Source organism: Micromonospora sp. WMMA1947 (assembly GCF_027497355.1).
Taxonomy (GTDB): Bacteria; Actinomycetota; Actinomycetes; order Mycobacteriales; family Micromonosporaceae; genus Micromonospora.
The window spans coordinates 1,926,340-1,943,223 of the sequence record NZ_CP114909.1; the positions used below are offsets into that span (position 1 = coordinate 1,926,340).

The window sequence follows — 16,884 nt, forward strand, 5'->3', positions numbered from 1 at the left end:
GCGTCAGTCCTCCTCGATGCCGTGGTCGGCGCGGATCTTCGCCGCCTCGGCCTCCCGGCCCTGCTCGTCGAGCGCACGGGCCAGCAGCCAGGCGGCCTGCGTGGCCGGACGGGAACCGCTGGGCAGCCCGCCGAGGACCGGGCGCAGCAGCCCTTCGGCCTGCTCCGGGCGCCCGTCGCGCAGCAGCAACTCGCCGGTCAGCACCTCGACCTGCGCCGCCTCGCCGAACGCCTCGATCGACCGCAGGCGCTCCGGTACGCCGGCCACCCGGTCCAGCGCGGCGGTGAGCCGGTCCTCGCCGATCAGCACCCGGGCCACCGCGTCGTCGGCCATCGCCCGCTCGTACGTCACCACGGGACGCTCGTCGGCCCCGGCCGGGAGCGCGGCCGCCGCCTCGTCCACCCGCTCGATCGCGGCGACCGCGGCCGGCAGGTCACCGGACCAGTGCAGGGCGAGCAGTTCCCGCCGCCGGGCCCGCAGCTCGTCGACCTGGAAACCGGCCAGCCGCCAGGCGGTCGCCGCCGCCGCGAACCGCTGCGCGGCCAGGGCGTCCCGGTCGGCGTCGTAGAGCAGGCCGCCGGACTCCTCCAGCACCTGCGCGCGGTGGGGGAGATTGTCGGGCCCGTCCAGGTTGTCGGCGAGCGTGTCGAGCACCGCGAGCGCCAGATCCGTCTCGCCGAGACCCGCGTAGATGCCGGACAGCATGTGCCGGCAGCGGTCCGCCTCGGCCTGCGCCCCTGCCCGGTCGAGCCCGAGCACCGCCTCCTCGGCCACCTCGGCGGCCTCCGCCAGCCGCCCGGCGACCCGGTACGCGTCGGCCAGCTCCCAGCGCAGCAGCGCGTCGCCCTCCAGCCCCTGCTCGACGCAGAGGGTGACCGCCTCGGCGAGATCCTCCACCGCCTCACCGGCCCGGTCGGCGGCCATCAGCGCCCGGCCCCGGGTCACCCGCAGCGGCAGGTACGCGCCGGCCGGCGCGACCGACAGCGCCTCGTCGCAGGCGGCCACCGCGTCGGCCGCGTCGTCGGTGGCCCGGGCGTACGCCAGGCAGGCGCCGGTGAGCATCTCGGCGTCGCCCAGCTCGCCCGCCAGCCGACGGGACCGCACCGCCGCCTCCCGGAACTCCTCGGCCCGCTCCAACTGCTCCAGCACGTGAGTGCGGTGCAGCGCGACCCGCCCCGCCAGCCACGGATCGGCGTCGGCCTCCGCCTCGGCCCGGTCCAGCGCGTCGAGCGCCTCCGCCCACCGCTCGCCGTGCACGTGGGCCAGGGCGAGCCGGTCCCAGCCGGCCGCCCGGTCACGGGGTCCGCCGTGCTCGCTCAGGTAGTCGGCCGACTCCCGGGCCAGGGCCAGCCCTTCGTCGGCGCTCTCCTCGACCATGCTGAGCAGCACACCGAGCCGGCCGGCCACGACCTGGGCGTGCAGCGGGTCCGGCACCTCCCGCCACGCGGCCAGCGCCTCCCGGTTCACCTCGATCGCCGCCGGTACGCTGTCGTCGTCCTGGGACAGCTCACCGGCCCGCAGCTCCAGCCGCCAGGCCCGGGTGGTCGGGGGCAGGTCGGCGTCGCCGAACCGCTCGTCGTACGCGTGCAACGCCGCGACCAGGCCGTCCCGGCGGTTGGTGCGCCAGCACTCCTCGGCCAACGCGAGCAGCTCGTCGGCACCGGCGTCGGCGGGCACCGTCACCGGCTGCGGAGAGGTCGCCGGGCCGTCCGGCCCGGTACGCGGCGCGGGCACCGTCGGGCGGCGCAGGCTCGCCGACAGCGGCAGGTGCTCACCGACCGGCCCGGCCGCCAGCTTGCGGGCGATCAGGCCCGACTGGTGCGTGGTGCCGTTGCGGGCGTCGAAGCGCTCGGCCAGCGCGATCGCCGTACCGGCCAGCTCGTCGGCGAGCACGCCCACCGACACGTCGGCCGCCGGTCGCTCGCCGGAGGCGCGGCGGTGCACTGTCAACTCGGCCGGCACCTGACGCAGCGCGGCCGAGGCGGCGGCCGCGAAGTGCATCGCGGCGGCCGGGGTGGGCGCCCGGTCCAGCCAGTCCAGGTGCCGCTCGACCAGTTCCAGCGCGCGGGCCTCGTTGCCGGTCACCGTGCAGAACTCGACGTGCTCGCCGATGTCCCACAGGTCGGCGAGGTGCCCGCGCACCCGCCGGTACGCCTCCCGGTGCGCGTCCCGCGCCGCGTCGGTCCGGCCGGTCTCGCGGTAGGGCGTGAGCAGCGCGGTGAGGATCCCCTGCGGCTGCTCGCTACAGGTCAGCCGCCCGGCGAGCACCGGCTCGGCCAGCGCCACCGCCTCCTCGTGCCGGCCGTGCCGCGCCAGGTGCGCGACCTGCGTGGTCGGGTCACACCCGGCGCAGTCGGACAGCGCGTCCCGGGGCGTGGTCATCCACTTGCGGTACCACTGCTCCGCCGCCTCGTCGTCGCCCAGGTGCGCGGCCACCAGGTAGCGGTGCTTGTAGACGGCCTGCAGCGAGTGCCCGGAGTCGCGGTAGCGCCGTTCCATGTCGTCGAGCACCGCGTACGTCCGGTCCAGCGGCAGCTCCGGGAACTTCACCATCGCGTTGACCATGTACTTGAAGAACCAGAGCAGCTGGTGCGTGTAGCGCTGGTGGTAGGGCTGCGGATCCTTGTCGTACTCGGCGAGGCACCAGGAGAACGTGACGAAGGACTTCGCCGGTTCGCCGCCGTAGACGTACGCGGTGGTGCCGGTGACCCGGGCGGCGAAGGCGAGGTGCCGGTCGTCGCCCGCGTCGGCGCGCCGCAGCAGCTGTTCCAGCGCGGCGATCTGCCCCGGCCCGTACGGCATGGATTCGATCTCGTGGTGCATCCGCCAGAGGTCGTCGTCAGTCACGGATCTCTCCCGGTACGGCCCGGCCGAGCAGGCCGAGGAAGGAACTGTTCAGCAGTGCGGCGTCGGCCGCCCGGATCGGGTGGTGCCCGAGCAGCAGGGCCTGCCCGTAGAGCGCCTCGACGGCCAGCCCGACCAGTTCCGGGTCGGCGAGCGTGGTGACCCGGCGGACCAGCGGGTTGCGGTGGTTGAGCACCAGTTGCGGGCGGTCCGGCGGGGCGGAGGCGGCGAGCGCGTCGAGCACCCCGCCCCACAGCTCGTCGGCCCGGTCCCGGCTGGCGGCGAGCTGGTCGTGGAACGCGGCCGAGCGGGACACCAGGTAGAGCGCCGGCAGCGAGACCGGGTCGTACGCGCGGATCACGACCTCGCAGCCGAGCCGTTCCAGGGCCCGCTGCGCGGCGGCGCGGAACGGCCGCAGGGCCAGCTCGGTCGCCGGGTCGAGGATCTCGAACCGGGTGGTCAGGTCGCTCGGCTCCAGCCGCTCGATCAGCACCGAGCGGTCCACCGCGGGCAGTCGCTCGATCAGCTCGGTGTCGTACGTGTAGCCGCCGTTGACGACTGCCAGGTCCTGCGCGGCGGCCACGGCGGCGAGCTGGCGGAACTCGTCCAGGCTGGCGGCGTACCGGAGCACGCCGTGCCGCTGCCGGAACTCGGCGAGCGTCATCGTGCCGACGTTGGTGTCCATCGGCCACCACTGGTCGACCAGCCGCAGCATCTCGTCGTCGTGGATCGCGAGCGCCTTGACCCCGAGGTGGTGCACCTGGAGGAACTCGCCGAGCCGGCGCGGGTCGTGCTTGGCGAGCCGGACCAGCCACCCGCGGATCTGGTCGCCGAGCGCGTCCCGGACGGAGGTGAGCAGCGTGTCCTCGTAGAGCGCCTCGCGGCTGGCGGTGGGCCGCAGCTCGCTGGCGTCGATCACGCAGTGGGCGAAGAAGGCCCACTCCGGCAGCAGCCCGTCGGCGTGCTCGCTGAGCAGCATCCGCTTGAGGTAGACCCGGTGCCCGGCCCGGGCGGCCGGGTTCACCGCGGCGGGCAGGATGAACGCCACCCCGGTGAGGCCGGCCTCGGGCACCGACAGCGGCACCACGTCGAACGGGGCGAAGCCGAGCAGTTCCTGCGCGTACCGCTGGAGCGCGGCCCGGTCGACAGGTGCCCCGGGTGTGGTCGGCCACGGCGGCGGGCCGCTGGTGGTCGGCGTGTCACCGACCCGGACGTCGACCGGCAGCAGGCTGCCGTAGAGACGGGCCAGTTCGGTGACGGTGGGTACGCCGAGCCACTGGTCGGCGTCGCGCCGGGGCACCAGCGTCACTGTGGTGCCCGGCTCGTCGCGGGTCTGTTCCGGGTCGGCGAGCCGCACCGCGTACCGCCCGTCGGACCAGCCCGTCCAGAGCACTGTGGGCTCGTCGGCGTGCCGGGTGACCACCCGGATCTCGTCCGCGACCAGGAAGCAGGAGAGCAGGCCGATGCCGAACTGGCCGAGGAACTCGTGCCGGGAGAAGCCCAGCTCGTCGCGCTTGGAGCTGCGGCCGATGGTGGCGAGCAGCTCGTGCACCTGCGCCTCGGTCAGGCCGATGCCGGTGTCGTACACGCGCAGCGTCCCGTCGCCGGTCAGCTCGGGCGGCTCGATGCGGACCCGGGCCGGGGCGTTCGGCTCGGTGGACCGGCGCGCGGTGATCGCGTCGACGGCGTTTTGCAGCAGCTCGCGCACGTAGACCCGCGGACTGCCGTAGAGGTGATGACTGAGCAGGTCGACCACGCCACGGAGGTCCACCTGGAAGGTGCGGTCCAATCGCGCTCCCGGTTCGGATTTTCGGCGCTCACCGTACCGGTCAGCGCCGACAGTGTCCGTCCCGTTTCATCCCTCCCCCTCCCGCCCACCTCCCCGCCGATCTTGCACCTTCCGCCCGGGCGAACGCGCACAAAGTGGACCCGCCGAGGGCCGCAACTGCAAGATCAGCGGGGTGGTGGCTCGAAGCCCGCGAGGCGGGTGGCGATGCGGTGCCGGGCCGGGGGGAGGGTCGAGACCAGGCGGAGCAGCACGTTGCGCAGGGGGCGCGCGAAAGGTGGGGCGGCGGCCAGGCGGGTCAGGCCGGCGGCGAAGCCGAGCACCTCCTCGGCGCGGGGGCGGCGGTCGGCGGCGTACCCGTCGAGGGCCTGCCCTCCGGCGGCGAGCGCGTCGCCGAGGGCGACCGCGTCCCGCAGGCCGAGGTTCATCCCCTGCCCGCCGGCCGGACTGTGCACGTGCGCGGCGTCCCCGGCGAGCAGCACCGGCCCGCGACGGTAGGTGCTCGCGATCCGGTGGTGGATCCGGAACCGGGACGACCACGCCATGCCTGTCACCCGGTCCGGTCGGCGCGCCGGACCGCGCTCGTCGAGCAGCGCCTGGAAGTGGTGCGCCTGCGGGTCGCGCGGCGCATCATCCACGGTGGCCACCAGCCGGACCGTGCCGTCGGGCAGCGGCGCCCAGACCAGCGGGCCGCGCCGGGAGAGGAAGAGGCTCACCTGGTCGCGCGGGAGCGTGCTGTCCACGCGGACGTCGGCCAGCAGGAAGGACTCCCCGGGGTCGGCCGGGCCGCCGAATCCGATGCCGGCGAGTTCGCGGACCCGGCTGTGCATCCCGTCCGCGCCGACGACCCAGCGCGCCCGGACCGCGCGGCCGCCGTCGAAGCGCGCGACGGCGCCGTCGCCGTCGAGGTCCAGCCCGGTCATCTCGTACGGCCGCAGCACGCGCCCGCCGAGCGCGGCGAGCCGGTCGGTGAGCACCGCCTCGGTGTCGGCCTGCGAGATCAGCAGCGCGTACGGGTAGCGCGACGGCAACCTGTCGAAGGGGACGGTGACCAGCACCCGGTCCCGGTCGCGGACGCTGAACCGGGCCGAGTGCAGCCCGCGCGCGGCCAGCGGTTCGGCGATCCCGATCCGGTCGAGCACCTCGAGGGTGCCGGCGTGCACGACGGCGGCGCGCGACGTGACGGGTGGCTCGGCGAGCCGGTCGACAACCGTCGCGGCGATCCCGTGCCCGGCCAGTGTCACCGCCACCGCCAGGCCGGTCGGCCCGGCTCCCACCACGAGGACGTCGGTGCGTTCGGGCAGCATCGCTTCCACCTCCGAGCTCCGGTCAACAACTGTTTGCCAACGCTTGTTGACTTCACTGTAGAGCCGATGTCAACACGTGTTGGCCTACAGTCGTGGACGTGACCGAACCCGCCACCCGCACCCGCCGCTCGGACGCCACCCGGGCGGCCATCCTGCGCGCCGCCCGGGAACGCTTCGCCGCCGACGGCTACGACCGGGCCACCATCCGGGCCATCGCCGCCGACGCCCGCATCGACCCCTCGATGGTCATGCGCTACTACGGCAGCAAGGAGGGTCTGTTCGCCGCGGCGGCCGAGTTCGACCTGCGCCTGCCCGACCTGGCCGAGGTGCCGCCGGACCGGCTCGGCGAGACACTGACCCGGCACTTCGTCCGCCGCTGGGAGGCGGACGGGACACTCGTCGCCCTGCTCCGGGCCGCCGCCACCAACCCCGGTGCGGCCGACCGGATGCGCGGGATCTTCGCCGGCCAGCTCGCCACCGCGGTGGCCCGGTCCGGTGCCGACCCGGCAACCGCCGACCGCCGGGCCGGTCTGGTGGCCAGCCAGATCCTCGGCCTCGCGCTCACCCGGTACGTCGTCCGGCTGCCACCAGTGGTGGACCTCGGCCCGGAGGAACTGGCCGCCTGGGTCGGCCCGACGATTCAGCGCTACCTGACCCAACCTTTACCCCCGTCCCGCGCGTCTGGCCGGTGACGGAGGAGGAGCCGGATGGGGCGTGACGCGGACGACGGGCGGGCGGACTACCTCGCCTTCGTCGAGTCGCACCAGCACCGGTTGCTGCGCGCCGCGTACCTGATCTGCGGCAACCGGCACCAGGCCGAGGATCTGCTCCAGGATGCGCTGCTCAAGCTGGCGCTGCGCTGGCCGTCGGTGCGCGACGGCGACCCGGCCGCGTACGTGCGCGCCATCCTCTACCGCGACGCCGTCTCCTGGTGGCGACGCCGGCGGCGGGAGTGGCTCAGCGCGTACCCACCGGACCGGCCGGGTTCGGACGCCGACGCGGCGCTGCGGCTCACCGTGCGCGCGGCGCTGGACCGGCTGCCGCCACGCCAGCGGGCCGTCGTGGTGCTGCGCTACTTCGAGGACCTGACCGAGGTCGCCACCGCCGAGGCGCTCGGCGTCACCGTCGGCACCGTCAAGAGCCAGTGCCACGACGCGCTGCGCCGGCTGCGCGACGTCGTACCCGCCCCCGGCACGTCCGGAGACGACCTGGTGACCGGGATGGAGGCGAACTCGTGAACGAGCCCGAGCTGACCCGGCTGCTGACCCGGACCGCCGAGGAGATCCGGCCGACCCGGCCCGCCGAGGCCGGATGGGACCGGGCCGGGCGGGTCCGCCGCGCCCGCCGGGCCGCCGGTGCCGCGGCCGTCGCCGTGGTCCTGCTCGGCGGCGGTACGACGGCACTGCTGCACCGCCCCGGCCCGCCCCCGGCGGCACCGCCCCGCCCGACTGTGACGTCGGCGCCGAGCGCCCCGGTGGTGCAGCGGCCCCCGGACCGGCTCGGACAGGCGGGTGACCCGCTGGGCCGGCTCGGCGACCGGATCGCCTACGGCCTCTCCGACCGGCCGGTGAGCCGGGCGCTGGCGCTGTACCAGCCGATCGACCCGGAGACCGGCGACGCCGGCCCGGTCCGGGTGCTGGGTGACGACGGCATGGTCCGGGAACTCGACGTGGTGACGCTCGCGCCCACCCGCGACGCCGGCGGCAACGAGGCCGCTCCGCTCAAGCCGGGCAGCCTGTCCCCGGACGGCCGGACCGCCGCGTTCGCGCAGACCGACGAGGTGATCGTGATCGGCCTGACCGACGGTGCGGTCCGCCGCTACCCGCTCACCGGCTACCTGGAACACGTGGTCTGGGCCGGGGACCGGCTGGTCGTCGGGGACAACGACACCGCGTACGAGCTGGACCGGCGCACCGGGTCGGCACGGAAGCTCCCGGTCGACCCCTGGACGCTCGTCGTACCCGAGCCGGCCCGGCCCGGTGACCTGTTCACAGTGGGCGGCTGGGCCGGGGACGGCGGCCTGGCCGTACGCCGGTTCCCCGCCTCCGGCGGCGCGCCGGAGCGACGGCCGGTGACCACCGGGGAGCTGCCCCCCGGTTACCAGCTGAACGAGGTCTACGGGCGAGGCTGGCAGCGCGGCGACCGGATCGGCCAGGCCGGGTGGACCACCACCGCGGGCCCCGCCGGCACGATGAGCGGCGCCGAGGGCGTGGCGGTGCTGGACGCCCGTACCGGGGCGGTGACCCGACTGCTCGACCTCGGGCGCGAGGACCGCGCGAAGGGCTGCTGCGAGGTGCACGGCTGGACCGCCGACGGCGACCTGCTGTTCCGCTACGACGACGGACTGGCCCGGTGGCGGCCGGAGACCGGCGCCGTCGACTGGGTGGCGAGCAACGTCCCCGGGCGCCTGTCGATAGCCGCCCGCTGACCGGCCGGTCCCGCCGACGGGTGCGGCGGGACCGGCCGGGACGCTCAGCGGGTCAGGCCGCCGGGCTGGTCGCCCTTCACGACGGGGGCCCGGACCAGGTTGCCCCACTCGGTCCACGAGCCGTCGTAGTTGCGCACCTGCGGGAATCCGAGCAGGTGGTGCAGCACGAACCAGGTGTGGCTGGACCGCTCGCCGATCCGGCAGTACGCCACCACGTCGTCGGACGGGCTCAGCCCGAGCTGGTCGGCGTAGATGGCGCGCAGCTCGTCGGCGGACTTGAACGTGCCGTCGTCGTTCGCGGCGGACTTCCACGGCTTGCTCACCGCGCCCGGGATGTGCCCGCCACGCAGCGCGCCCTCCTGCGGGTAGTCCGGCATGTGCAGCATCTCGCCGGTGTACTCGCCGGGCGAACGCACGTCCACCAGCGGCCGGCCGGCCGCCACGTGCGCCATGACCTGCTCCCGGTACGCGCGGATCGGCGCGTCGTTGCGCTCCGGCACCGGGTACGAGGCGCGGGGCCGGCTCACCTTGTCCCGGGTCAGCTCCCGGCCCTCGGCGATCCACTTCTGCCGGCCGCCGTCGAGCAGCCGCACGTCCTGGTGACCGAAGAGGGAGAAGACCCAGAGGGCGTACGCGGCCCACCAGTTGAAGTTGTCGCCGTAGAAGACGACGGTGTCGTCCCGCCCGATGCCCTTCGCCGCGCACAGCTCGGCGAAGCTCGCGGCGTCCAGGTAGTCGCGGGTGACCTGGTCGTTGAGTTCGGTGTGCCAGTCGACCTTGACGGCGCCGGGGATGTGGCCGGTGTCATAGAGGAGCACGTCCTCGTCGGACTCGACCACCACGAGCCCTTCGTCGCCCAGGTGCTCGGCCAGCCACTCGGTGGTGACCAGGCGCTGCGGGTCGGCGTACGACTGGAGGTGGGGATGCGGATCGCTCGGCACAGGCATGATCCCCAAGGTACGCCGGATCCGGGGCGGCGGATGTGACACCGGCCCCACCACCTCGGAAAGGTGGTGGGGCCGGTGCGATCAGATGCTCAGCCCTCGACGACGAACCACTGGTACGTGGGGTCCGACTGGTTGCCGGCCTTGTCGATCGCGTACACGGTCAGGGTGTGCCAGCCGGCCTCGGCCGGCGTGAGGGTGACCGAGGCGGAGCCGTCCGCACCCGCCGGCACGGTGACCTCCGGCGCGTAGTCGAACTGGTAGACGTACCTGTCCACGTCCGGCATGCCGGGGGTGAACGTGAAGACACCCGGCACGCCCGGACCGCCACCGGACCCGCCGATCGGGTAGGTCGTCGAGCTGACGCCCGGCGCGCTGCTGACCAGGAACGAGTAGCTCGTCTCCGGGGACAGCTCGCCGGACGCCGAGCGGGCCCGGACGGTGAGCGTGTTCCGGAAGGCCCGGTCCGGGGTGACGGTCAGCTCGGCGGCGGTGCCGTCGTTCACGTCGACGGTCTGCTCCGGCCCGCCGTTGAGCCGGTAGACGAACGCCACGGTGTCCGGCAGGTCGGAGTGGAAGCGGAAGCCACCGGGCACACCGATGCCGCCGCTCGAACCCCACTCGCTGTACAGGTACGAGATGACCTGCGGCTGCGGATCCCGGACGGTGAACTGGTATTCGCGCTGCTCACTACGGGTGCCGTCGGCGGTCTCCGCGATCACCGTCAACTGGTGCCAGCCGGCCTGCTCCGGGGCCCAGGTGACGACGGCGGTCCCGTCGGCCCTCGCGTCGACAGTCGTCGTCTCCGCGCCCTGGAACGAGTAGTGGTACCGGACCACGTTCGACCGCTGCGGCGTGAAGGTGAAGGTCCCGGCGACGCCGGGCAGGCCGCTGCTGCCGTTCTCCGGATACTCCGCCGACTGGACCAGCGGGGCGTCGTTCACCAGGAACGTCCAGACCTGTTCCGGCGAGCGGGTGCCGTCCGCGGTGACCCCGACGACAGTGAGCGTGTGCTCCCCGCCCTCGGTGGGCGTCCAGCTCACCGTCGCCCGGTTGCCCGTCTCGACGCGCTGCTCGGCACCGTCGTCGAACCGGTAGAGGAAGGCCACCGTCTCCTCGACCTCCGAGGTGAACCGGAACTCGCCCGGCTGGCCCGGGCCCCCCATGGGCCAGTCACCCCGGTACGGGTCGCCGGAGACCGCGGGGCGCAGGTCCCGCACCCGGAAGGACCAGGTCGCCGGCTCGGACTCGGTGCCGTCGCGGCTCACGCTCCACACGGCGAGGTCGACCCAGCCCTCTTCGGTCGGGGTCCAGGTCACCGACGCGGTGCCGTCGCCGTTCGCGGCCACCGTGCCGGACTCGCCGTCGAAGTGGTAGCGGTAGCTGACCGTGTCGGGCAGGCGTGGGGTGAACGTGAAGACGCCTGGGATGCCCTGTCCGCCGCCGGAAATCCACTCCTCGTAGACGGTGGCCGTGATCTTCGGCTCGGTCAGCAGCTGGAACTCCCGGATGCCGGTGGCCTCCACGCCGCCGGCCGTCACGCTGGTGACGGTCAGGGTGCGGGAGCCGCCCCGGGTCGCGGTGACGGTGATCGCGGCGGAGCCGTCGGCGGCGGCCTCGACCGTCCGCTCCGGGTCGCCGTCCAGGCCGTAGCGGTAGCGCACCACCCCGTCCATCTGCGGACGCAGCTGGAACGTGGCAGGCACCCCGATCTCGCTCAGCCGTCCCTCGATGACCGGCGACACGTCCGCGGCGAGGAAGTCGTACACGGTGGTCGTCGAGCGGTTGCCGACCGCGTCCAGGCTCCACACCCGCAGGGTGTTCGGGCCGCTGCCCGGGGTGAGCGTGACGGTGGCCGTACCGCCCGTCCGGTCCGCGTCGATCGTCTTCTCACCGCCGGAGTCCAGCGAGTAGCCGTACCGCACCACGTCAGCGGCGCCGTTGGCGGTGAAGGTGAACTCGCCGGGCAGGGCCGGGTGCCACGCGCCGTCGTCGGGGAAGTCGGCCGACGTCACGGTGGGCGGCGTGGCCGGGCCACGGACGTCGAGGCGGAAGTAGCAGACCGGGCTCCACTCGCCGGTGGCCCGGCTGTCCGCCGCCCGCATCTGCCAGGCGTACGTCCGGTCGTGCTCGAACGGTGACGGATAGATGTGATCGAAGCGGCCGACGGCCCGCTGGCCGTCACGCGCGTAGTCGGTCTGCTCGATGCGTGCCTCCGGCTCGTCGACCGGCCAGACCGCGAAGGAGACGGTGAGATGGTCCGTGCCGCCGCCGTCGTTGCGGTCCCGGTCGTGCACCACTCCCGAAGGGACGGGATAGCGGATCACCTGGTACGGCTCGGCGGTGGTGCACGCCGTGCCGTCGGTGCTCTGCAGGTCGGTGGGCACGCCGGGGCGGAAGTTGTAGTCGATCGAGATGCCGACCGTGGTGGCGTACTTCCGGGCCAGTGCCGGATCCCGCTCGGCGTCGGCGGGCAGCCGCAGGGAGAGGGTCAGCGTCGACCGGCCCTCGGCGAGCGCCTGGCGCAGCCCGTCGATCGCGTCGAACTCCACCCGGGGCGCCGGGCAGACGGTCTGGTCGGTGAGCCGGCGGCTGTCGACCAGGCCCAGGTCGGCCGGCGGCTTCTGCCAGCTCGACTTGCCGGTGTACGCGGCGGTACGCCGCAACTCGATCTCCGGGCGCTTGGTGCAGTCTCCGCCGGCCGTCTCCTTCACGTCGAGGACGGCCGACCGGACGTCGGCTCCCCGGTAGCGGGAGATGTCGAACGTGAAGTAGGCGCGCGACGTGTGCGGGCGGCCCTTCGCGTCCGTCCAGGTGCCGACCGGCATGTCACCGGGCCGATCGATGTTGATCTTAGTGGGTGAGTGCGAGTCGGTCCAAGCCCAGGAGGTGTTTCGCTCGTAGCGGATGTCGTACGCGGCCGCCGGCGCCGCGGTGGCGGCCACCGCCCCGGCCGCGACCACGATCGACAGCGCGGCGGCGAGCAGGCTTCGCCGACCGGTCCGACGTGGATTTCTGTCAGGCATGAGGATCAAACCCCATCCACCTTTCCCGATGTCGCCCCGTGCTCGATCGACGGGGGCAGCGGATGCTACCCAGACGGGCGGACATCGGGCGATCCCGATTTGGGACCGACGGAGCACATCGGACGATCGGCGGTGCAGGTCGAGCCGTCCGGCGGGGTCAGGCGCGGCGGTGCACCAGGCGGCCGGCGACCACTGTGGCCAGGCAGGAGCCGTCCGCGTCGAACACGGCGAGGTCGGCCCGCCCGCCGGTCACCATTGCGGGTGGCCGGGCGGCAGGCAGCACCGCCACGTCGTTGCGAGCGGCGGCGGACCGCAGCGCCGGATCGGCCACGTGCTCCTCGACCACCACGGCGACGCCGAGCCGGAACAGCGCGTGCACCCGCTCGCGGGGCGTGGGCGCCGGAGGCAACGGGCCGTCGTGCACGAGCGCCGGCCCGAGCGTGCCGGCCCACCGCCGCACCCGCACCCCCGGGTACGCGCCGGGAAGCTCGTCGGTCGGCACGATCGCCTCGACGCGGTCACCGTCGACCACGACGGCCAGCCCGGCGCGGGGCGGATCGTCGACTGTCAGCCGCAGCAGGTCGGCGGCGTGGACGGTACGCACGCTCAGTCGCGCTCGACCGGCCCGAGCACCGGCCGCTTCGCGGTGACGAAGTCGCCGGAGGACCGCCCGGTCAGCCGGCGCCTGATCCACGGTGCCAGGTGCTTGCCGGCCCAGCGCAGGTCGGCCGCGCGCGCGGCGAGCCACGGGCTGGGCGCCGGGTGCGGCGGGACCAGCAGCCACTCTTCGTCGCAGCCGACGCCGAGCGCGGTGAGCACCTGCGCGGCGACCCGGCGGTGGCCCGCCGCCGACAGGTGAATCCGGTCGGTGCTCCAAAGGAGCGGGTTGAGGTAGGTGTCGTCGGAGTAGAGGTCGACCAGGATCGCGCCGTGCCGCTCGGCCACCTCGCCGACCACCCGGTTGAGCAGCGTCACGCGCGGCGCCATCAGCCGCTGGCCGGGCAGCCGGGACATCACGTCGGCGAACCGGAACAGCACCACGTCGCTGCCGCCGGAGCGCAGCCGTTGCACCACCGAGTCGAAGCGGGGGACGAACGCGTCCGGGTCGAAGCTGCGGCGCAGCACGTCGTTGCCGCCGGCCGCGAAGCTGATCAGGTCGGGCTTCATGGCCAGCGCGGACGGCACCTGCTCGGCCACCACGTTCGGGAACAGCCGGCCGCGGATGGCCAGGTTGGCGTACCCGAAGTCGGGCCCGGCCTCGACGGCGAGGCGGGTGGCGACCAGGTCGGCCCAGCCCCGGTAGCTGCCGTCCGGATATGCGTCGTCCATGCCCTCGGTGAAGCTGTCGCCCACCGCCACGTAGCTGCGCCAGCGCACGGCGCCCCCCTCAGACGTTCCGGCAGAAGTGCGTCGCACAGTCTGTCACCGCGCGGACCGGTCCCGCTGGCCCTGAACCCCCGACGTGGCGGATGTCTCGACGTCCTGTTCACGACAGCCGCCCCACGGGACAAAAGCCCCGACACGTCCGGGCGGGCCACAATCCGTCGGCCGGAACGGGGATGATGGCTGCCGTCATCCGGCTGTGCGAAACCGTCCGGCCGGTCCCGCACCCGGCACGAGCGAGGAACCACATGACGCAGGGGCACCCACCGGCAGCAGGCTGGCCACCGCCCGGCAATGCCGATCCCCGGTACGGCGCGGCACCGCCGCCCGGGCAGCCGACGCCGTGGGGGCCGCCGCCCCCGGCGCCGAAGTCCCGCCGTGGGCTCTGGATCGGCCTCGCGGCGGGCGCGCTCGCGCTGGCGCTCTGCGCCGGCACTGCGGTCGGCGTCGGGCTGGGCCTGCGCGGTGACGACGAGGACGGCCCGGCGCCGAAGGCGGCAGCCGGAGCGAACGGTGTCACCGTCACGGACGCCGAGCTGGCCGCCCTGCTCGACCGGCACAGCAAGGCGCTCGCGGCGAAGGACCTGGACGGCTACCTGGCCGCGTTCGACCCGGACCGCAAGGATCTGATCGCCGGGCAGACCCAGCTCTTCCGCAACCTCATGAAGTTGCCGCTGTCGGTGGCCCGCTACGAGATGCTCGAGAAGCAGGGCCGGGTGAGCGACGCCTTCGGGCAGGGCGTCACGTTCCAGCTCGACGTCTCGTTCGTGCACCAGCTGGACGGCTTCGACCTGGCACCGGTCGCCGAGTGGTACCGGTGGACGATCGTCCGCGCCGGCAAGGACGCGCCGATCCGGGTCGTGGCGGTCACCGGAGCGTCGGCCGGTGGCAACGGCGACTCGAAGACCGTCTACTACCCCGGGCCGTGGGACAAGTGGCGGGACATTCATGTCGAGCGGACCGCGTACGCCCTGATCATCACCGACGCGGCCCGGGCCGACCTGGCGGTGCGGTACGCCCTCGCCGTCGACAGGTCGGTGACGGACAGCCTCGCCGTGTGGCGGGCCAACGCGCCGCCCGAGCCGATGACTGACAAGTTCGTCGTCACGTTCGCCGCGGGCAAGGACGAGATGACCTCGCTCTACCGGATCGGCACCGAGAAGGCCACCGAGGCGGGCTACTCGGTGGGCATGGTCGCGGCCGAGCGCAAGAACGGCAAGGCCACGATCGGCGGGACCCGCATCGTGGTGGACACCACCGATCGCTACTTCACCCGCTCCGGTGGCGACAACGACGCCCGCATGGTGTTGCGGCACGAGATGGCGCACTCGCTGATGACGCTCCGCACCGACCTGACCGCCGTGGACGAGTTCAGCAAGCTCGACGAGTGGGTGGTCGAAGGCTTCGCCGAGTACATCGCCTTCAGCGGCCGTCCGCTGACCGCCAGCGCGCGCACCGCGCCGTCCCTGCAGTTGGTCCGCAACGGCTGGAACGGCAAGCTGCCCGGCAACAGCGACTGGGACAACCCCGGAATGCTGACCTTCCACTACTGGCTCGGGCACACCGCCATGACCCACCTCGCCGACAAGCACGGTGAGCCGAAACTGTTCCGCTTCGTCGAGGCGGTCTACGCCGGCACCCCGACCGACCGTGCCGCCCGGGACGTGCTCGGCGTGTCGCTCGACGACTTCCAGGCCGGCTGGGCCGACTACGTCCGCGCGCAGGCGGGCTGACGGGAACGGGAGACGACCGATGACCTATCAGCACCAGCAGTACCCGCCGCCCGCGTACCCGCCGGTGGTCCGGCCGGGTCCGGCCGGTGCGCCGCCGACGGCGCCGAAGCGGCGCGGGCGCGTCGCGTTGCTGGTGGCCGGTGGCCTGGTGGCGGTGCTCGCGGTCGCGGCCGGTACCGCCTACGGCGTGTCCCGGCTGGTCGGCGGCGGTGACGACGACGGGCGGAAGCTGCGCACCGCGTGGGTGCTCGACTTCCCGGAACTCCAGCGCAACGGGCTGAAGACGTACGACGGGCAGGACATGTTCGGCGCCTGGCTGGTCGGTGACGCGGTGGTCCGGGCCCAGCCGGACGGCATCATCGCCTACCGGCTCGGCGACGGCGGCCAGGTGTGGGGCGTGCCCGCGCCGCAGGCGTCCTCGCTGTGCGCGGCCGCGCAGACGCTCGCCGAAGGGCGGGGCGTGGTGGCGCTCGGTTCCGCCGACTCCTGCGACACGCTCGTCGGTTTCGACGCGGCCGGCGGCACGCAGACGTGGCGGGCGACGTTCCCTGTCGAACGCCGGACGGGCCGGTCCGAGATCGTCGCCCCGGACCTGTCCGTGGCCGCCGGGCAGGTGGTCGTGCGCAGCGGCGAGAGCGTCCTCGGCTACGCGCTGGCCGACGGCAAGCGGCTGTGGCAGACCGACGCCGACCGGCTGCTGCCCGGCCGCGACTGCCGCCTGACCGACGCGCAGGCCGCCGGGGACCAGGCGGTGGTCACCGCGCTGTGCGACGGCGACCGGGGTGCGCTGCTCGGCCTGGACCCGGCCACCGGCAAGCCGCGCTGGCAGCAGCAACTGCCGGCCACGCAGCAGAGCGACGGGGTGCTGAGCGTCGACCCGCTGGTCAGCTTGCCCGGCCTCAACACCGAGACGTTCGTCGCGCGCGACGCCACCGGCAAGGCGCGGGCCACGTTCGGCAACCCCGTCGACGGTACGCGGTTCAGCGACCTGCCGGTCAACCGCTCCAACACGGTGAGCGGCCCGGGGATCAGGCCGTACCTGGCCGACGCGGACACGCTGTACCTGCCCACCGAGGCTTCTCCGGTGGGCGACAAGATGCGCCAGGCCAACCAGGTGGTGGCGATCGACCTGGCCACCGGGAAGCGGCGCTGGGTGTCGGCCGGGCACACCGACAGCGAGGTGGAACTCGTCCGCCTCGACGGGCAGGGCCTGCTGGCGTGGGAGGTGGGCGACCGGCGGGACCTCGCCCCGCGGCTGGTCCGGATCGACCCGGCCACCGGCGCGGTGACGGTGGTGGCCGAGGCGCCGCTGTCGGCCGGCACCGAGGGCAGCGACGCGAAGGTGCTGGAGCGCGACGGCACCGTGGTGCTGGTGCCGTGGAAGCAGGTCACCGCGGACGCGGCGATCACCGTGCTGCGCTGAGCAGCGGCGG

At 74.0% G+C, this 16,884-nt stretch carries 12 protein-coding genes; 5 read left to right on the plus strand and 7 right to left on the minus strand.

Translation table 11 applies throughout. The features are described 5' to 3' along the window. Positions 1-3: 3 nt before the first annotated feature. From O7604_RS09320 to O7604_RS09330, 3 genes are all read right to left on the minus strand, one after another. A complete protein-coding gene (locus O7604_RS09320) occupies positions 4-2,847 on the minus strand; it encodes a hypothetical protein (RefSeq protein WP_281579416.1) in 2,844 nt (947 codons plus the stop codon). Continuing rightward, positions 2,840-4,633: an HSP90 family protein gene (locus O7604_RS09325; RefSeq protein ID WP_281579417.1), complete on the minus strand. Its 1,794-nt coding sequence runs from the start codon at positions 4,631-4,633 to the stop codon at positions 2,840-2,842. Before O7604_RS09325 ends, O7604_RS09320 begins: the two co-directional genes overlap by 8 nt. Positions 4,634-4,797: 164 nt before the next feature. Beyond that, positions 4,798-5,937, minus strand: coding sequence for an FAD-dependent monooxygenase (locus tag O7604_RS09330; protein WP_281579418.1), 1,140 nt, complete (start codon positions 5,935-5,937; stop codon positions 4,798-4,800). 92 nt (positions 5,938-6,029) lie between these two features. On the opposite strand from O7604_RS09330, the gene O7604_RS09335 reads away from it, so the two are divergent. The 3 genes from O7604_RS09335 to O7604_RS09345 are packed head-to-tail and all read left to right on the plus strand — an operon-like array spanning position 6,030 to position 8,365. Beyond that, positions 6,030-6,629, plus strand: coding sequence for a TetR family transcriptional regulator (locus O7604_RS09335; RefSeq protein ID WP_281579419.1), 600 nt, complete (start codon positions 6,030-6,032; stop codon positions 6,627-6,629). Positions 6,630-6,644: 15 nt separating this feature from the next. Next, on the plus strand, positions 6,645-7,175 hold the full coding sequence (locus O7604_RS09340; protein WP_281579420.1) for a SigE family RNA polymerase sigma factor: 531 nt from the start codon (positions 6,645-6,647) through the stop codon (positions 7,173-7,175). Next, positions 7,172-8,365 carry a hypothetical protein gene (locus tag O7604_RS09345; RefSeq protein WP_281579421.1) on the plus strand — a complete coding sequence of 398 codons (1,194 nt, stop codon included), beginning with the start codon at positions 7,172-7,174 and terminating at the stop codon, positions 8,363-8,365. Before O7604_RS09340 ends, O7604_RS09345 begins: the two co-directional genes overlap by 4 nt. Positions 8,366-8,409: 44 nt before the next feature. On the opposite strand, the gene O7604_RS09350 is transcribed toward O7604_RS09345, so the two are convergent. From O7604_RS09350 to O7604_RS09365, 4 genes are all read right to left on the minus strand, one after another. Further along, complete coding sequence (locus tag O7604_RS09350; protein ID WP_281579422.1) at positions 8,410-9,312, minus strand: sulfurtransferase; 903 nt, start codon at positions 9,310-9,312, stop codon at positions 8,410-8,412. 89 nt (positions 9,313-9,401) lie between these two features. Beyond that, the gene (locus O7604_RS09355; RefSeq protein ID WP_281579423.1) at positions 9,402-12,335 is read right to left on the minus strand and encodes a hypothetical protein; all 2,934 of its coding nucleotides are present in this window, start codon (positions 12,333-12,335) and stop codon (positions 9,402-9,404) included. A gap of 157 nt (positions 12,336-12,492) precedes the next feature. Further along, positions 12,493-12,939 (minus strand): hypothetical protein, encoded by a 447-nt coding sequence (locus O7604_RS09360; RefSeq protein WP_281579424.1) that lies wholly within the window; start codon positions 12,937-12,939, stop codon positions 12,493-12,495. 2 nt (positions 12,940-12,941) lie between these two features. Continuing rightward, a complete protein-coding gene (locus tag O7604_RS09365; RefSeq protein WP_174534630.1) occupies positions 12,942-13,712 on the minus strand; it encodes an SGNH/GDSL hydrolase family protein in 771 nt (256 codons plus the stop codon). A 254-nt stretch (positions 13,713-13,966) separates the two neighbouring features. Here O7604_RS09365 and O7604_RS09370 point away from each other — a divergent pair, with 254 nt between their 5' ends. Both O7604_RS09370 and O7604_RS09375 read left to right on the plus strand, forming a co-directional pair. Beyond that, a complete protein-coding gene (locus O7604_RS09370; protein ID WP_281579425.1) occupies positions 13,967-15,451 on the plus strand; it encodes a hypothetical protein in 1,485 nt (494 codons plus the stop codon). Between the two features lie 19 nt (positions 15,452-15,470). Next, positions 15,471-16,874, plus strand: coding sequence for a PQQ-binding-like beta-propeller repeat protein (locus O7604_RS09375; protein WP_281579426.1), 1,404 nt, complete (start codon positions 15,471-15,473; stop codon positions 16,872-16,874). Positions 16,875-16,884 lie beyond the last annotated feature (10 nt).